A 15,912-nucleotide genomic window follows, 5' to 3' on the forward strand; every position below is an offset into this window, starting at 1 on the left:
ACTATTTCCATGTACATATATGGAATTACGTAGTAAAATAGGACTATAATTCGACAAATTGCAATAAATTGTTACAAATATTTTAAAGAGACGAGGAGTATCCAAAATGGCGCGAATAATGATTGTCGATGATGCAGCATTTATGAGATTGTCACTAAAACAGATCTTGACGGCCAATAACTTGGAGGTGGTTGCAGAAGCTCAGACTGGCAAAGAAGCCATCTATGCTTACGAAATATATCGACCGGACATTGTTATAATGGATATTACAATGCCGGATATGGATGGAATTGAAGCTGTGAAAGGGATAAAGGAATTAGATCCAAAAGCAAAGATCATCATGTGTTCAGCGATGGGACAACAACAAATGATCATAAAAGCCATGGAGGCGGGGGCAATTGATTTTATCGTTAAACCTTTCCATAATAATCGCGTGATTGGATCCGTAACTAATGCTCTGTAAGATATAATTTACAATCTGATTAAAGGAGGTTATCCATGCAGATCACGAGTCAAGAGCAATATGTTGAATTTGGAGTCGGAGATGAAGATTATGCGATTAAGATTTCTGAGATTCAGGAGATTATTCGCATTCAGGATATGACGGAGATACCTAATAGCAGACCCTATGTCCGTGGTGTTATTAATTTGCGAGGACGAATTGTTCCTATTATAAGTTTGAGAAAGTTGTTCTCCTTACATGATGCTCCAGAATCTAAGTCCACACGCATCGTTGTTGTCAATCATCAGGAGGAATCGATCGGGATTATTGTGGACCGAGTTAATAAGGTCACCATGTTTGCCGATATCCAACCTCCGCCTGACCGGATTGGCGGCATTAGTGGAGACTATTTTGTAGGGATTGGCATAACGCCAATGGGATTAGTCGGTATATTGAAGCTGGATGAAGTGCTGCTTCGGAATTAACGAGTGGAGGGGGACACATGCTCGATTTATCGGATTTTCGTGAAGTCTTCTTAGAGGAATTGGAAGAACAGCTTCAAATGATGGAGCAGGAAATATTGTCGTTGGAAATGGATGGCGGAAGTGATGCGGGGATTCAGCGCATGTTTCGGGCGGCTCATACCTTGAAAGGATCGTCTGCTGCAATGGGCTTCGATAAAATGAAGTCGCTCACGCATGAAATGGAACATTTTTTGGATAAAATCAGAAATCGGACGGCTTCGGTAACGTCTGACCTGATTAATTTGTTTTTCGCTTGTTTGGATAGAATGAAAAATCTACAAGCCGAGATTGTTGAGCATCACAGGGAGCAGTCCGATATCGCAGATCTGCTAAGCAAGCTGCAAGCGCTGCATACGGTTTCCGGATCCAAGCAGCGTGACTCTGACAAGAAGCCGCAAATACCGGAGGAAGTTCTCAACACTTTGCAGCAGGCGGATGGGCAAGAGCATCTATTGATTCGTGTCCGCTTGTCAGATGAAGCCGTGATGAGGCTGGCTAGGCTGAACGTGATCAACGCGAAATTCACGAATCTTGGTACGGTGTACTGGAGAGACCCCGATATCGGCAGTGAACTGGATGATGAACAGATCCTGAATGCATACTGGCTGATCTCATCGCAATGTGAGCAGGAAGAAATCAAGCGGGTTGTGGCATCCCTAATGGATGTACAAGACGTTGAAATTGAAGGGTTTCAATTTGACCATCTACCGGCTGCACAAGGTTCAGAACCTGCCCAGCCTTATGCTGCTGATAATCCGGAGCCGGCGGCGTTAGAACAGGTAGAAAAATATAAATCCAGTACAATTCGCGTCAATGTTGAACGGCTTGAACAATTAATGAATTTTGTAGGGGAGTTGGTTATTGAGCAGACGCGGATTCAGCAAGTGGAAAAGCAATTTCGTCAGAGATTCGGCTCGGAGAAATCCGTTGAAGAGCTTGGGGATATTTCTGACCATTTGACAAGGATTGTCGGGGAGCTCCAGGAAAATGTTATGAAAGTGCGCATGCTTCCAATTGATCAGTTGTTTAGCCGCTTCTCAAGGATGATTCGGGACTTGTCCCAATCCCTTCATAAAGAGGTTGAACTTGTGTTGGAGGGAAGGGAAACCGAGCTAGATCGGACGCTGATTGAAGAAATTGGCGACCCTTTGATTCATTTGATTCGAAACGCGATCGATCATGGCATTGAAACACCCGAAATTCGGAGAGCGTCCGGGAAACCGGACAAAGGGACAATTCGTATTCAGGCTGCGCATGAGGACAACCAGATCGCCATTACCGTATCGGATGATGGTGCGGGTATCGATCCTAACAAAATTCGCCGTGCGGCTGTGAGTAAAGGCGTATTAAGTGAAGAGAAGGCAAAGCAACTATCCGATCAGGATGCGATTCATTTGATTTTTCATCCAGGTTTCTCCACAGCTTCCCAACTCAGTGATATATCAGGTCGCGGTGTCGGCATGGATATTGTAAGGACGGATGTTGAGCGGCTGAACGGCCTTATCGACATTGAAACGGAATTGGGAAAAGGAACTACGTTTAAAATTAAGCTGCCGTTGACGTTGGCGATTATTACCGGTTTGTTAGTGAATATCGGGAGTAGGACATTTATTCTGCCGATGAGCAATGTAACGGAAATTGTTCGTGTGGAGCCTTCAAGCCTGCAAAAGGTAAAAGGGCTTCCTGTAATTACGATTAGGAACCAAATTATTCCAGTCATATGGCTGCACGATTATTTTGGATACTCCAGAACGCATAAAACAACGAAATATGTGCCGATTGTCATTATAGGAAGAGCGGAAAAGCGCCTGGCGATCGCTGTAGATGAATTGCTGGGGAATCAAGAGGTTGTTATAAAATCATTGGGTACATATATCGGGAATTTGGATGGCATATCCGGAGCGACGATTCTTGGCGATGGTCGAGTCGCCTTAATACTTGAGGTCGGCGGCATAATGAAATTAGTGAATGGTCACACGAATGCTAAATAAGCTAGGGGGCAATAGCCATGGGGATGTATAGAAATTTAAAAACAAAAACAAAATTAATTTCAGCCTTTATGTTAATCGCAGTCATAATGGGGTTTGTCGGATACTATGGATTGAGCAACTTGAATAAAATGAACGAACGCATAGATTACATGTATGACGGGATTGCAATTCCGATTAATGATGTATTGAATGCTCAGGTAAGTTATACGCGAATGAGAGTTGCTATTCGAGATTTATATATTGCTGAAACATTAGATGAAAAGAAAAAACTTGCTGAATCCTATCAAGAGACCAAGACATCGATTGAGTCAGCAATTGCCAAATTTAGAGCAAGTGAATTAACGGATATTGACAAAGAAGCGCTTCAACCCTTCGATTCAACATGGTCTGTGTATAAAAAAACGTATGAAAAAGCAATTGAAGCCAGTTTAGCTCAGCATAATGACCAGGTTCTCGCACTGATTAAAGGTGATTTGCTCACGCAAGGAGATGCAGTACGGGATGTACTGAATAATATTGTGGCAGCGAATTTAAAAGATGCAGATATTGCCAGTAACGATAGCCACATTATGTATAAAAATGCACAAACGATTACGATTGCCGTTATCGTAATTGCGATACTCCTAAGCATTGGATTAGGCTACTTTATCTCAGAGCTCATTGCCAGACCGCTTAACCGTGTGGTGTCTCTCGTCTCCAAAGTGGCGAAAGGCGATCTGAGTGATCACATCGACATCAATACGAAGGATGAAGTTGGCTTGCTGGCTTCTTCTATTAATCACATGATTGAAAACTTACGCAGCACAATCGGAAATATTTTGAATTCATCCCAAAGCGTAGCCGCAGCAGCTGAGCAAATTTCCGCCACGACACAAGAGATCGCAAGTGGAAGCGCAAGTCAGGCAAACGCTGCACAAACCATCAGTGAATTATTTAGAGAGTTATCCATCGTTATCCATAATGTGGCGCAGAATACAGAAGAAGCATCCGAGCTTTCTAACAATACCATTCAAGTAGCCAAGGTCGGCAGCGAAGTTATTCAATCCTCCATGAGAAGTATGAATGCGGTTAGTACTCAGATGTCCCGGTTGGAGAGTGATTCACAAAAAGTGGGAGATATCATTGAGGTCATTGAAGATATCGCTGATCAAACAAACTTACTCGCGTTAAATGCCGCAATTGAGGCAGCAAGAGCGGGTGAACAAGGACGCGGGTTTGCCGTTGTGGCTGATGAGGTTCGCAAACTTGCTGAAAGAAGCGGAGAAGCAACTAAACAAATTACAACAATCATTAAAGGGATGCAGGAAAATACACGGCAAAGCGTCGCTGCCGTTCAGGAAAGTTCAGATTTATCCAAGAAAACCGGCGAATCTTTTGAGCAAATTGCCTTGATGGTCAATGAAGCTGGACAAAAGGTAACCGAGATTGCTGCTGCAAGTGAAGAGCAGTCTGCTCAAACCTCTACGGTATTAATCTCGGTTGAAAGCATTTCAACAGTAACAGAAGAATCGGCGGCCAGCAGTGAAGAAACAGCAGCCACAGCTCAGTCTTTGGCCCAGTTGGCGGAAGATCTCCAACAATCCGTTGCTATTTTTAAAATTAAATAAAACGCCGAGATGGAAAATCGTCAATGCACATACTGCTTGCGATAACGCAGCGGAGATACACCGATTTTTCGATGGAAGCAGGAGGAGAAGTAAGGCGTATACGCGAACCCGACGTGCTCCGCAATCTGGGCAATCGGCCAAGCGGTGTTAATGAGAAGCCGCTTCGCCTGATCGATCCGGTAGTCGTGAAGATATTCCATCGGCGTACAGCCGTAGACGTCCTTCATGCAGCGTACAATGTAATTGCTATGAAAGTGCAGCGCAGCGGAAAGCGTCTCATTCGTCAGCTCCTTCTGGTAATTTTGCTTAATGAATGCTTCCGTCTTCTCAGCTAATTGGCGAACGGGGGAAGAGTGGTGGGGACGGCCTTCCTGTTCCAGCAATTGCAAGAGCTGCATGAACAATGTCATCTCCTGCCAGAAGGAGCTCGAGCGCTGAACGGCGGCAAGCCCCAGCAATTCGTCGAAGATGCGACATGCTGCCGTTACCTGAGCCAGCCCAGCAGCTTGTGGAATGCGCAGCGTGTATCGATTCGCGAAAGGCTGCCCGCTCGGCGGATAGAGGGTCGTCGTCTCCTCCGGAAGCGTCCAGGGACCAGCGTTTTCAAAATGCAGCCAATAAAACACGGTCTCCGACGTGCACGGCCCAGTGGGATAGTGGTGGCCATCCGGGCTCAGAAGCAGCATATGGCCTTCGGCGAGTTCCCAAGAGCGGCCGTTCTCGCCTATGAGCAGCGTGCCTTTGACGACCAACAGCAAATCGAAAATTCCCAAATGCCGACGGTTCGGATGCTGCTCCCCGGGCGAGTAGTCGGACTTGCCGCAGCCCAAATAATAAGGAGCGGGCGGCAGTTCAAACGCGTAATGCTGTTGATTCTCCATCGTTAACAGACCTCCTTCGTTTGTGTGTGAATTTATAAAATATAGGTGATTTTCTTCGTTCTCCATCTTTATTTTAAAAGATATACTGTCGAAGATGAAGGTTTTATTTCTGATATTTTGGAGGCGAGATGGATGGGGCAGGTTCGAGTTCGCGACGACTTTTGGAATCGGTATACGACGTTGGTGCGAGGGACGGTGATTCCCTATCAATGGGAAGCTCTAAATGATCGAGTGGAAGGTGCGGAGCCGAGCTATGCCATACGCAATTTTCGGATAGCGGCGGGGCTGGCGGAGGGCGAGTTTGGTGGATTTGTATTTCAAGACAGCGATCTGGCCAAATGGCTCGAAGCGGTAGGACATTCGCTTGCTGCGCACCCCGACCCGGAGCTGGAGCGAGTCGCGGATGAGGCGATTGAGCTGATTGCTCAGGCGCAGCAGGAGAGCGGCTATTTGAATACGTTCTATACGATCAAGGAGCCGGGGAAAGCATGGACGAATCTGCACGATTGCCACGAGCTGTACTGCGCCGGGCATATGATGGAGGCCGCCGTGGCGTACTATCAGGGAACGGGCAAACGCAGACTGCTCGATATGATGTGCCAATTCGCCGATTATATTGACAGCCTATTTGGTACGGAAGAAGGGAAAATGCAGGGCTATTGCGGGCACCAGGAGATTGAATTGGCTTTGGTGAAAATGTACGAGGTGACCGGCGAGCCGAGATACTTGAAGCTCAGTACCTATTTTATCGATCAGCGGGGGCAGGAGCCTTCTTATTTCATAGAAGAGTGGGAGCGCAGGGGCCGAATGGGCTACTGGCAGCCCGGCGTGAAAACGCGTCAGCCGGATCTTGCGTACACGCAGTCTCATCTGCCGGTGCGGCAGCAGACGGAAGCGGTCGGCCATGCGGTGCGGGCCGTGTACATGTATACGGCGATGGCCGATCTGGCGCGGTTGAACGAGGATGAGGGGCTGGCAGCCGCATGCAGGACGTTGTGGGGAAATATCACCCGCAGGCAGATGTACATCACCGGCGGCATCGGCTCGACGCATCATGGCGAAGCATTCTCGTTCGATTACGACCTGCCGAACGATACCGTGTATGCGGAAACGTGCGCTTCAATCGGGCTGATCTTCTTCGCGCAGCGCATGCTTCGCCTTGAGGCTCGCAGTGAGTATGCGGATGTGATGGAGCGGGCGCTGTACAATAACGTCATTGGCAGCATGTCGCAGGATGGCAAGCACTACTTCTACGTTAATCCGTTGGAGGTATGGCCGGAAGCCAGCCGGAAAAACCCTGGCCGCCACCACGTCAAAGCGGTCCGGCAGCCGTGGTTCGGCTGCTCCTGCTGTCCGCCGAACGTGGCGAGACTGTTGAGCTCGCTGAACGATTACATCTACACGACGGATGCAAAGCAGCGCACAGTGTATGCACATTTGTTCATCGGGAGCGAAGCGTCGTTCGGGCTGGGCGATGGTGAGCTGTCCATGCAGATGAGCGCTGCGCTGCCATGGGAAGGCCGTGTGCAGCTCGACATTCGCGGCAATACCGCCGGAGAGAGCACGCTGGCGCTGCGCATCCCGGACTGGTGCGGCGGTCAGGCGCAACTGGCTGTGAACGGACAGCCGGCAGTGTATGAAACGCGCGACGGCTATGCCCGCGTGACACGCGACTGGCAGGCAGGGGACAGCGTGACTTGGACGCTGGCGATGAGGCCGGCGTGGATCGCTGCACATCCGTCCGTGCGCGCGGGTAGCGGTAAAGTGGCACTGCAGCGCGGGCCGCTCGTCTACTGCTTGGAAGCAGCCGACAACCGGAGTCCTCTGACGTCGTTGGCCGTGTCGGTAAACGGCAGGCTGTCGGAGCAGATGGACAACGAACTGCCGGGCGGCGCGACTACGATTCACGGCGAAGGGTTTGCTGATCGCGGGGCAGTCGAAGATGAGCGGCTCTATCGACCGGTTGAAGCCGGCGGCGCCGCTGAGCCGTTCACCTGGAAGGCGATTCCCTACTATTTATGGGGGAACCGTGGCGAGGGCGAGATGAGTGTATGGGTGCGTAGGGCTGAGTAAGAGGAAATGAGCGTAAGGGTACGCGGAGTGAGTTCAATGAGTATTAGGTGTGTGGGAGTGCGGAGTTGCTTAAGAGAAAATGAGCGTAAAGGCACGCAGAGTGAGTTGAGAAGTAGGCGTGTGTGTACAGGTGAATAATCGAGAGAGCTCCGCCATGAGACGTTATTGTGTCTTGGTGTGGGCTCTTTACCTGTACGCTGAGAGGATGAAGTCGGAGAGGCGTGGACTGGAGGGAGAGCCTGCCCAATGCAAAGGTAATTTCGCGATTGCAGCGAAAGCTCCCACAAGAACCTGCAGAATGTACAGCTAAATTCACAATATAGGCGAAATCTACGCAATGACCTGCAAAATGTACAGATAAAATAGGCGAGAAATGAAATGTAAGGGCTTTCGACCTAAGTTGCCCCGAATTTTGCTGTAGGAAATACAGGATTTCCTTTCAATGTGGGCTTTTAGCGACTAATTAGCTGTACGTTCTGCAGGTTGCGAGGGGGAGGCTGCCATAGGGCAGCGTTCAGCACATTGGGATGTACCTAGCGCTCAGCCAAGAACCAACGGAGATAGGCAAAACGAAAGCCTCCCCGTCCAAAAGGACGGCGGAGGTTTTCGCGGCGTTTAGGCGAGGCCGGTGCCGCTCGCCCACTTGGCGGCGGCGCGGATCCAGTCAGCGTACGCCTCGGACTGGAAGGAGGGCAGGTGGTGCCCCGGGGCCAGATAGGCCACCCGGCCGAGCCCGTACGGCCGCACCCAGGCGGCCGGCCAGTCCTGACCTTCGTGCGCGTAGGTCAGCAGCACGTCGATCTGCGCGAGCGGGTCCAGCTCGAAGCGGTACGGCTCTTCGTCCATCACGAACGGCTGGAGGCTGGCCGTGAGGGGATGGTCGCCGCCCGCGAGCGCGAACGGCAGCGTCGTGTAAGCCGGGTGCCCAGTGAAACGGGCGCCGATCAATTGGCTCAGCTCCGGACTGCCCTGGACGGAGATGCCGTTGTGGACGACGAGCAGGCCCCCGCCGCCGGCGACATAGTGCAGCAGGCCAGCGACTTCGGCGGGTGCGGGCACTTTTTTCCAGATGTCGAGGTAGGAAATGACCAGCGAATATGGCTTCAAAGTCTCGGGCCGCAAATGGGAGGTGCCCTCTGCCGCCGTTACGTCATAGCCGGCCCCGAGAATCGCGATGATTCGCTCCTGCACAGCCCGGAGGGGATGGTACGGCGCATCGTCGTTATTGCCGAGCAGCAGGGTGGGGATTGTAGAAGTCATTTCAAAACATCTCCTTTCGGTAAGCAGGGGTGCCGTTGTGGCTCTACCACGGCCAACGCTCTCCTTGGTAGTCGATCAGTGCGAGCTGCTCATCCGACCAGTCGGGGCTGAGCCGCTGCTCCACAAGCCCGAGAATATGCTGCGCCGATTGCGCCGGGGTGAGCCTGCCGGACGTATCCAGCTTGCCCTGCATGTAGGTCTGCACATGGCCCGGATGGACGACCAGCACTTTGCCGCCCAGCGGGGCAATCTGGTTGTGAATCAACTGCGATTGCATGTTCAGCGCTGATTTGGACATGCAGTACGCGAACCAGGCGGTACGCTTGCACGCCCTGATACTCCCCGCCTCGGAGGAGATGTTCACGATCAGCTTGCCGGTGCTGTTCAGAATGGGATCGATGAGCCCGTTCGTCATGCGCAGCGCGCCAAGTGTGTTCACGCGGAACACCTGGTCCATCTCTTCAAAATCCAGTTCATCCTGCACGGTCGCGGTGATGTTGCCCAGAATTGCACCGTTATTGATGAGCAGTTCGAGCCGATCGGTCTCCGCTTTGACGGCATTCAGCGCCGCCGCTATGCTTTCGGCATTGCTGATGTCCAGGCGAAGCGGGCGGAGCCGATCTCCATGGGCGGCCGCAAGCTCTTGGAGAGCGGGGCTCGTCTCGGCGTATTGGCCTGCCCATACGTGGAAGCCTTGATCCAGTAAGCCTTGCGTCAGCGCAAGGCCAAGCCCGCGGTCGGCGCCGGTGACCAACGCCCAGCGAATATCGTTCATATCGCATGCTCCTCTTCTTTTTCTTTGATGAGGTAAAAGATTAATGCCGTGAAGGTTGGGGATGACGGCTTACCACGCATACGCTTCCGGCGCCGCACCGCCCGGTCCCGGGAAAATGCGGTCCAACTCGGCGAGTGTCGCCGCGTCCAGCTTAATCTCGACGGCGCGGAGCGTGTCCTGCAGCTGCTCGACCGTACGCGGCCCGATAATCGGCGCCGTCACGGTCGGATTTGCCAGCAGCCAGGCGAGCGCGACGTGGGCGGGCTTTTCGCCCAGCTCGCCGCACAGGGCGGCGAATGCTTCAAGCTGCTCGCGGTGCTTCGCAACTACCGTTTCGCTTTGGCGGCTCCGGCGTGTGCCCTTGTCCGCCGAGAGCGCATGGCCGCCGAGCAGCCCGCCCGCCAGCGGGCTCCAGACGATGACGCCGAGGCCGAGATCCTGCGCGGCCGGCAGCACTTCCAGCTCGGGCAGGCGATTAAGCAGATGATATTTGTGCTGCTCGCTTACGAGCCCGAGGAAATGGCGCTCTTTGGCGGCTGCCTGCGCCTTCACCAAATGCCAGCCGGCAAAATTGCTGGAGCCGATGTAGTCGATTTTGCCCTGATTCACCAGCCCTTCAAAAGCGCCCCAAATCTCCTCCCACGTCGTGCGGCGGTCGATGTGATGCATCTGGTACAGCTCGACGTGGTCCGTCTGCAGGCGGCGGAGTGAATTTTCCAGATGGCGGCGGATTTTGTAGGTAGAGAGCCCCCTCTCGTCGTTCGGACCATAGAGAGAATTATGGAGCTTCTCGTACACCTTGGTCGCCAGCACGACGCGCTCACGACGGTTGCCGCCCTGCGCGAACCAGTTGCCGATGATCGTTTCGGTGGTGCCGGAGTTTTGCCCCCAGCCGTAAATGTCCGCTGTATCGAAGAACTGGATCCCCGCATCGAGCGCGGTGTCCATGATGCGAAACGCTTCCGCCTGATCGGTATCGACGCCAAAATTCATCGTACCCAGACACAGTTTGCTGACGCGGAGGCCGGATCGGCCTAAGTAGTTATATTCCATGGAAAGGATCGCCTCTTTCGCTTGTAATGTCTTGTTTAATGATTTCATTCTAGTCTAATTTCGGCGGCCCAGCTATACTAGAATGGCAGGAGTATATAGCATAATGTCATTTTTCTTTCTGTGCGGTGCACGGGAAAAGCGGATAGGAGGGAGCGGCATATGGCGCAGCATACCATCGCGCAGCACCGGATTCAGGCTCAGCAGGACATTCAGTTCTACTACACAGGTACGGAACAGTGCGTTCCGGGGCACGCTTGGGGGCCGGCGATCAAGGACCATTACAAAATCTTTTTTATACATAGCGGAAAAGGCATCTATCGTGTCGGGGAAGAGACATTTAGGCTCGGTAGAGGGCACGTCTTTCTCATATCTCCGTATGTGGTGTCTTTTTTTCAGGCGGATCTGGAGGAGCCGTGGAGCTTTTCGTGGGTGGCTTTTAACGGCGGCATTGTCAAAAGCTATCTGGAACAGGCGGGCTTCACGCCGTCTTCTCCCGTCATTACTTGCGATCGGGAGCAAGAGATCAGGGAGTGCTTCAATCAGCTGTTTGATGCGAATCAGCGCTACTACAGCAAGCCGCTGCAGATGACGTCGGCCCTGTACGCGTTTCTCGCGCTTGTGCTGGAAACGGCGCGAAAAGAGCCCTCGCCCGCGTTAAACGGGAGCATGAAGGACGCGTATGTGGCGCAGGTAATTTCCTTTCTGCAAAACAACTACATGCGGACGATGACCATTGAGGAAATGGCACACAGCCTGGGGCTGAACCGCAAATACATGGCAGGCCTGTTCAAAGCCGTAACGGGCACACCGCCGCAGCAGTACCTGGGTGAATTGCGGCTTCGCAAGGCGTGTGAATTGCTGACGGACACCTCGCTGTCGATTAAGGAGATTGCCTACTCAGTGGGGTATTTGAACCAACTACATTTTACACGGATGTTCAAGCGGGCGTATGGAGTGGCGCCGAGTGAGTATCGGGTCCAAGGCGGCAACTGAACCCATCGTTCGCCGTCGCTAGACGACAGCTTCCTGAATAATTCCCAAAATCATCCTAAAAGCTTCCCATCGCATTTCCCGTCCATGACTCATGCAACCCAATCGGCGCCGCGATAAGATAAAGATGCTAAGGCGCGAATGATTCGGGGCACAGTGACAGTTAAGCTGTGAAAGCCGGCACTTCGCTAACATGGATAAAAAGGAGTGTTACGGAATCATGATCAGAATGGGTAAAGGAATCAAATTGACAGGAGCAGCGCTATTGCTTGCAGGCAGTCTTGCGATTTCCGGTATTGCTGGGGCATTCGGTGAAACGGTACCTGAAGGTGTGACCATAAAGGAATTCAGTTTGCTGGACACGTCGTCCGATATCGTCGGTTCAGCGGATTTTACGCCGGAGGGCAATAAGGACGGTCATTTCAGACTGCAGCTCGGTTTGAACAAGAAAACAACCATTAACGCAGTCGTGCTGCGTTCTACAGACGATTACGGGAAGGATAACTATCAAGGCGTATGGCGGACCAATCGGGCAACCACCGGCTGGCTGCTCGGTATTGTGCAAGATAAGCTCATAACAACGGAAACCGGCGTTACCCATGAAAGTAACATTATCAATCCGGGTTTTCAGAAGGATGTCAAAGAACCTGTGGGGGAATTTGAAGGCAATCTTACCTTGGATTTATATGCAAGCAATAACGGCACGATTAAGGAGACACAATCCTATGTATTGGAGATCGAGACGCCGCAGGGCACTGTGGTTTCGAAGCCCATTAAGTACAAGAAGCCAATGATCGTGGAGGGGACGCCTGCGCCGGCATCGAGTCCTTCCCCGTCGCCATCCTCTACGCCAACGGTTCCATCGCCTACGACTTCACCTGCACCTGCACCTGTTCCAGCTCCTGCGGCGGGAGATAAGGATATGGACATCCGTGTTTTCTTCAAAGGAAATGAGCTTCACTTTGCAGACGCACAGCCTGTCGTGAAGGATGGGAGAACACTCGTTCCATTCCGTCAATTATTTGAAACGCTTGGTTTCACCGTAAAGTGGGTCGAAGAAGGCTCGGTGCAAAAAGCAATTGGCACCAAAGATGGATTATCGATTGAGCTCACGATTCAAAGCGTCAATGCGAGTGTGAATGGCAAGACGGTCGTTCTGGACGTACCGGCTCAAATCATTGACGGCCGCACCATGGTGCCTCTCCGATTTGTATCGGAAAGCAGCGGCTACGATGTGGGATTCTCAAGCAGCGGCAATGTGTGGACGATTCAAATTGAGGATGCCGTCCCTGGCACAAATCCGCAACCGACGCCAGTACCGACACCGACGCCTGACCCAACGCCAACACCGGAACCGATACCCGTACCGTCTGCCGGGGAAGTTGAACCCTACGTCGTGAAAGGCTACCTGCTCAACGAGCACGGACAGCCGATTTCGGGCGTTACGATCAATGCGGATAACTTATTGCTCTATGACAGCAATATGCAAGGGGAAACGGACGAAAACGGATACTATCGGATTGAATTGGCTCCTATTCCTGCAACCTGGCGCATGACGACAAGATTCTCCCTCGATTATAACGGCAAAAAGCTCGATTTTTGGTTACAGGCTGACGGCGATAAATCGTTCGCTGGGAGTGCAGGGGCCATTCGCAATTTTACCCTGAAGGATGTCGTAGGGCATATTGAAATCCACCCTGATTTCTTTTCGTTTGACGACGATATGCCGCAATTCGACACGACCGACTTGGAAATTACGCTCACGCCTGTTGGCCAATTATTTGACGGAAGCGCCGGCAAAACGATAACGGCAAATGCAGAAGCACTTGAAACAGGCGGTCACGGCGTGGATAACATCCCGCTAGGTCGCTACAAAATATCCGCGACATGGAAGCCGGAAGGCCACGCTCCCATGCCTATGCTGTTAGCAATTACAGGAACCAGCAAATATGCGCAGTCTCTCGAATTCGATTTTCGTAACATCTTAGGGGGAGGCTCCATCTTTGTCAACCAGTTTGAAGCCAAACTCGCGAAATAGTCGGTAGAACCAAAGCAGTCTCTCTTATGTGGAGAGGCTGCTTTTCTTGTGGGAAAAACCGCTAAAGTTCAGGAAGGGCAATCCGGGTTTTCCCGACAGCCTGGAATGTGATACGATAGAGACAACATATGGGAGCGGAGCTGACAAGGCAGAATGGAGATTGACGGGAAAGTGCGCAGCGGCGAGGAAGATGAGCATGGAGCCCATCAAGGGAGACATCAAGAGATAAGCGGCGCAGGAGAGAGAGGGACTTCGCTCGATGCTTTGCCGAACGCGGACAAGGCTGTCGCACGGGAAAAGCTGTGCGCCTACTGCGGGCTATCCCAACCGTTGGCTGCGTTCAAGCGGAGGACGGGCAAACGCCGCGGGGCCACGTCGCGCCGGGGCGCTTGCAGAGACTGCCGGGAGAAACGTCTGGAGCCGGCGGTAATCGTGGACGGTGTGGACGAGACGTTTCTGGCGAGTTCGGCAGAATTGGATGAAGGCAATGCGGCAGCAGCGGGCAATGCGGAAGAAGTGAAAGGCAAGAAGAAGCGAAGACGCCGGCGCAAGAAGAAGGCGAAGGGAGCTGTAATCCCTGTGACGGCTGCGCCGCATGCGATGCCAGTGGCCGTCCAAGAGAAGAAGACGCCAGAGAAGAAACCAGTGCCGATTCGGGAACTGAAAGCCGTGGGCTTGCTGCCGAATCGCAATGGGTTCATCCGCATGCGCGGCAAAACGGACAACGGCCGCAAGTGGCATCAAGAGGTCGATCCGGAGCTGGCTTTGACGCTCGTCAAGGAGCGGGCGGCCGTTGTGGTGAACCGCTATACGATCCGCCGCTTGTACAGCAACAAGGAGTTCCGCCAGTTGATTTTGGAGCGGGATAATTATACGTGCCGGTTTTGCGGACAATATGGCGACACGATCGACCACATGCTGCCTCGCGCTAAAGGAGGGCATACGACCCCGGATAACTGCGTCTGCGCCTGCATGCTTTGCAATCAATCGAAGGCGGACCGGGATATGGAGGAGTTTATGAAAGAAACTCCGCCCCACCTCCTGCAAATAGATACTCAGGAGCCATAGATGGTGAATGACGCATGGGAACCGATGATCCTTGGATAGTGTGACGACGTCCCCTTTCCATAGGGGAGGGGGCTATGTTACAATGCAAACAGGAAGGAGGGATCGCGATGTCTGAAACTGAAGCGTGCGGCCATGAATCGTGTGCAAACCCGAGCGAACGCAAGAGCCACCACTCCGACAAGGCGAAGAGCAATCTGATCACGCGATTGAACCGCATTGAAGGGCAGATTCGCGGGGTGAAGGGATTGATTGAGAAGGACACGTATTGTGACGACGTCCTGAACCAGATTTCCTCTATTCAATCGGCGCTGAACGGCGTGAGCAAGCAGCTGCTGGAGCACCATATGAAAAGCTGCGTCATCGAACGCATTCACGAAGGCGATGAAGATGTGATTACGGAACTGCTGACAACGATTAATAAGCTGATGAAGTAAGATCTGGCCTGTGAGGGGTTGGGTCTTTTTTGTCATGCGGAGGGATGCTTGTTAAAAGCTTGTTAAAAGCTCGGCTAAAGCCTGTACAGCCGGTGCAAGTTCTTCGAATAAACCGAAGCCTGCAAAAGAGCAGGAATTTCCTCATTTTGACGGAAAAACGGGGGGGAGCCTGCAAATAAGCAGTTTTTTCCTTCATTTATGCTCCAGGCGGGGCGTTTCTCAGAAAATGCCTGCCGATACGCAGGTATTTCTTGAAAGCGCAAGAAAATCGTCCCAATGCCTGCCTTTTTGCAGCTTTTGCAATCGGAAAAGGGAGAAACCGTCGTCTATGCCGCCCCTCCGGTAGCTTGTTGCGTAAGGCAACGTGACGGGTTCAAGTCGGATGTATCTCCAATGACACCCGGCTGAACCTCATGCTTCTTGCACACCGCTAGTTTTCGAGCCTAGCTATGCTTGTGGTTGAAACCTGCCTAGTCAGGGGAATATAAAATTTTAGAAATAAGCTTGACGTTATATAGGGTAGGGGGGTATACTAAAAATCAAGAAAACATCATCCCATTTCAAGGAGCGATATATCATGCAACAAATTACTTTAAAAGTTAGCGGAATGTCCTGCGGTCACTGTGTAAGTTCTGTGGAGGGCGCGGTTAAAGCGCTAGGCGCGACAGGAAAGGTCGATCTGGCCGGCGGTACGGTGACGGTGGATTTTGACGAAACGAAGCTGGCGGTCGACACGATCAAGGAAGCGATTGAAGAGCAAGGCTACGATGTATAAA

The 15,912-nt window shown here is 52.0% G+C and carries 14 protein-coding genes; 10 read left to right on the top strand and 4 right to left on the bottom strand.

Features of this window, described 5'->3' with window-relative positions:
* Positions 1-106 precede the first annotated feature (106 nt).
* From ABE504_RS20735 to ABE504_RS20750, 4 genes are read left to right on the top strand one after another with little or no spacing between them, the layout of a single operon-like run.
* Positions 107-463 carry a response regulator gene (locus tag ABE504_RS20735; RefSeq protein ID WP_430092190.1) on the top strand — a complete coding sequence of 119 codons (357 nt, stop codon included), beginning with the start codon at positions 107-109 and terminating at the stop codon, positions 461-463.
* Positions 464-498: 35 nt separating this feature from the next.
* On the top strand, positions 499-927 hold the full coding sequence (locus ABE504_RS20740) for a chemotaxis protein CheW (RefSeq protein ID WP_430092192.1): 429 nt from the start codon (positions 499-501) through the stop codon (positions 925-927).
* Positions 928-944: 17 nt separating this feature from the next.
* Positions 945-2,957 carry a chemotaxis protein CheW gene (locus ABE504_RS20745; protein ID WP_430092194.1) on the top strand — a complete coding sequence of 671 codons (2,013 nt, stop codon included), beginning with the start codon at positions 945-947 and terminating at the stop codon, positions 2,955-2,957.
* A 17-nt stretch (positions 2,958-2,974) separates the two neighbouring features.
* A complete protein-coding gene (locus ABE504_RS20750; protein WP_430092196.1) occupies positions 2,975-4,564 on the top strand; it encodes a methyl-accepting chemotaxis protein in 1,590 nt (529 codons plus the stop codon).
* 20 nt (positions 4,565-4,584) lie between these two features.
* On the opposite strand, the gene ABE504_RS20755 is transcribed toward ABE504_RS20750, so the two are convergent.
* Entirely contained in the window at positions 4,585-5,445 is an 861-nt protein-coding gene (locus ABE504_RS20755; protein WP_430092198.1) for an AraC family transcriptional regulator, read from the bottom strand.
* Between the two features lie 132 nt (positions 5,446-5,577).
* On the opposite strand from ABE504_RS20755, the gene ABE504_RS20760 reads away from it, so the two are divergent.
* The gene (locus ABE504_RS20760; protein ID WP_430092200.1) at positions 5,578-7,518 is read left to right on the top strand and encodes a glycoside hydrolase family 127 protein; all 1,941 of its coding nucleotides are present in this window, start codon (positions 5,578-5,580) and stop codon (positions 7,516-7,518) included.
* 615 nt (positions 7,519-8,133) lie between these two features.
* On the opposite strand, the gene ABE504_RS20765 is transcribed toward ABE504_RS20760, so the two are convergent.
* The 3 genes from ABE504_RS20765 to ABE504_RS20775 all read right to left on the bottom strand — a co-directional run bounded on the left by ABE504_RS20765 (position 8,134) and on the right by ABE504_RS20775 (position 10,606).
* Positions 8,134-8,778 carry a ThuA domain-containing protein gene (locus ABE504_RS20765; RefSeq protein ID WP_430092202.1) on the bottom strand — a complete coding sequence of 215 codons (645 nt, stop codon included), beginning with the start codon at positions 8,776-8,778 and terminating at the stop codon, positions 8,134-8,136.
* Positions 8,779-8,821: 43 nt separating this feature from the next.
* Positions 8,822-9,553: an SDR family NAD(P)-dependent oxidoreductase gene (locus ABE504_RS20770; protein ID WP_430092204.1), complete on the bottom strand. Its 732-nt coding sequence runs from the start codon at positions 9,551-9,553 to the stop codon at positions 8,822-8,824.
* A 69-nt stretch (positions 9,554-9,622) separates the two neighbouring features.
* Positions 9,623-10,606, bottom strand: a complete 984-nt coding sequence (locus ABE504_RS20775) for an aldo/keto reductase (protein WP_430092763.1) — start codon at positions 10,604-10,606, stop codon at positions 9,623-9,625.
* A gap of 159 nt (positions 10,607-10,765) precedes the next feature.
* Here ABE504_RS20775 and ABE504_RS20780 point away from each other — a divergent pair, with 159 nt between their 5' ends.
* From ABE504_RS20780 to ABE504_RS20800, 5 genes are all read left to right on the top strand, one after another.
* The gene (locus ABE504_RS20780) at positions 10,766-11,599 is read left to right on the top strand and encodes an AraC family transcriptional regulator (protein ID WP_430092206.1); all 834 of its coding nucleotides are present in this window, start codon (positions 10,766-10,768) and stop codon (positions 11,597-11,599) included.
* 217 nt (positions 11,600-11,816) lie between these two features.
* Positions 11,817-13,634: a copper amine oxidase N-terminal domain-containing protein gene (locus ABE504_RS20785; protein ID WP_430092208.1), complete on the top strand. Its 1,818-nt coding sequence runs from the start codon at positions 11,817-11,819 to the stop codon at positions 13,632-13,634.
* A 153-nt stretch (positions 13,635-13,787) separates the two neighbouring features.
* Positions 13,788-14,702, top strand: a complete 915-nt coding sequence (locus ABE504_RS20790; protein ID WP_430092210.1) for an HNH endonuclease — start codon at positions 13,788-13,790, stop codon at positions 14,700-14,702.
* Between the two features lie 107 nt (positions 14,703-14,809).
* Positions 14,810-15,136, top strand: coding sequence for a metal-sensitive transcriptional regulator (locus ABE504_RS20795; RefSeq protein ID WP_430082172.1), 327 nt, complete (start codon positions 14,810-14,812; stop codon positions 15,134-15,136).
* 577 nt (positions 15,137-15,713) lie between these two features.
* Positions 15,714-15,911 (top strand): cation transporter, encoded by a 198-nt coding sequence (locus ABE504_RS20800; RefSeq protein ID WP_430092212.1) that lies wholly within the window; start codon positions 15,714-15,716, stop codon positions 15,909-15,911.
* Position 15,912: the final 1 nt, after the last annotated feature.

Origin of the sequence: Paenibacillus oryzisoli (assembly GCF_050467285.1) — a bacterium.
Classification (GTDB): domain Bacteria; phylum Bacillota; class Bacilli; order Paenibacillales; family NBRC-103111; genus Paenibacillus_E; species Paenibacillus_E oryzisoli_A.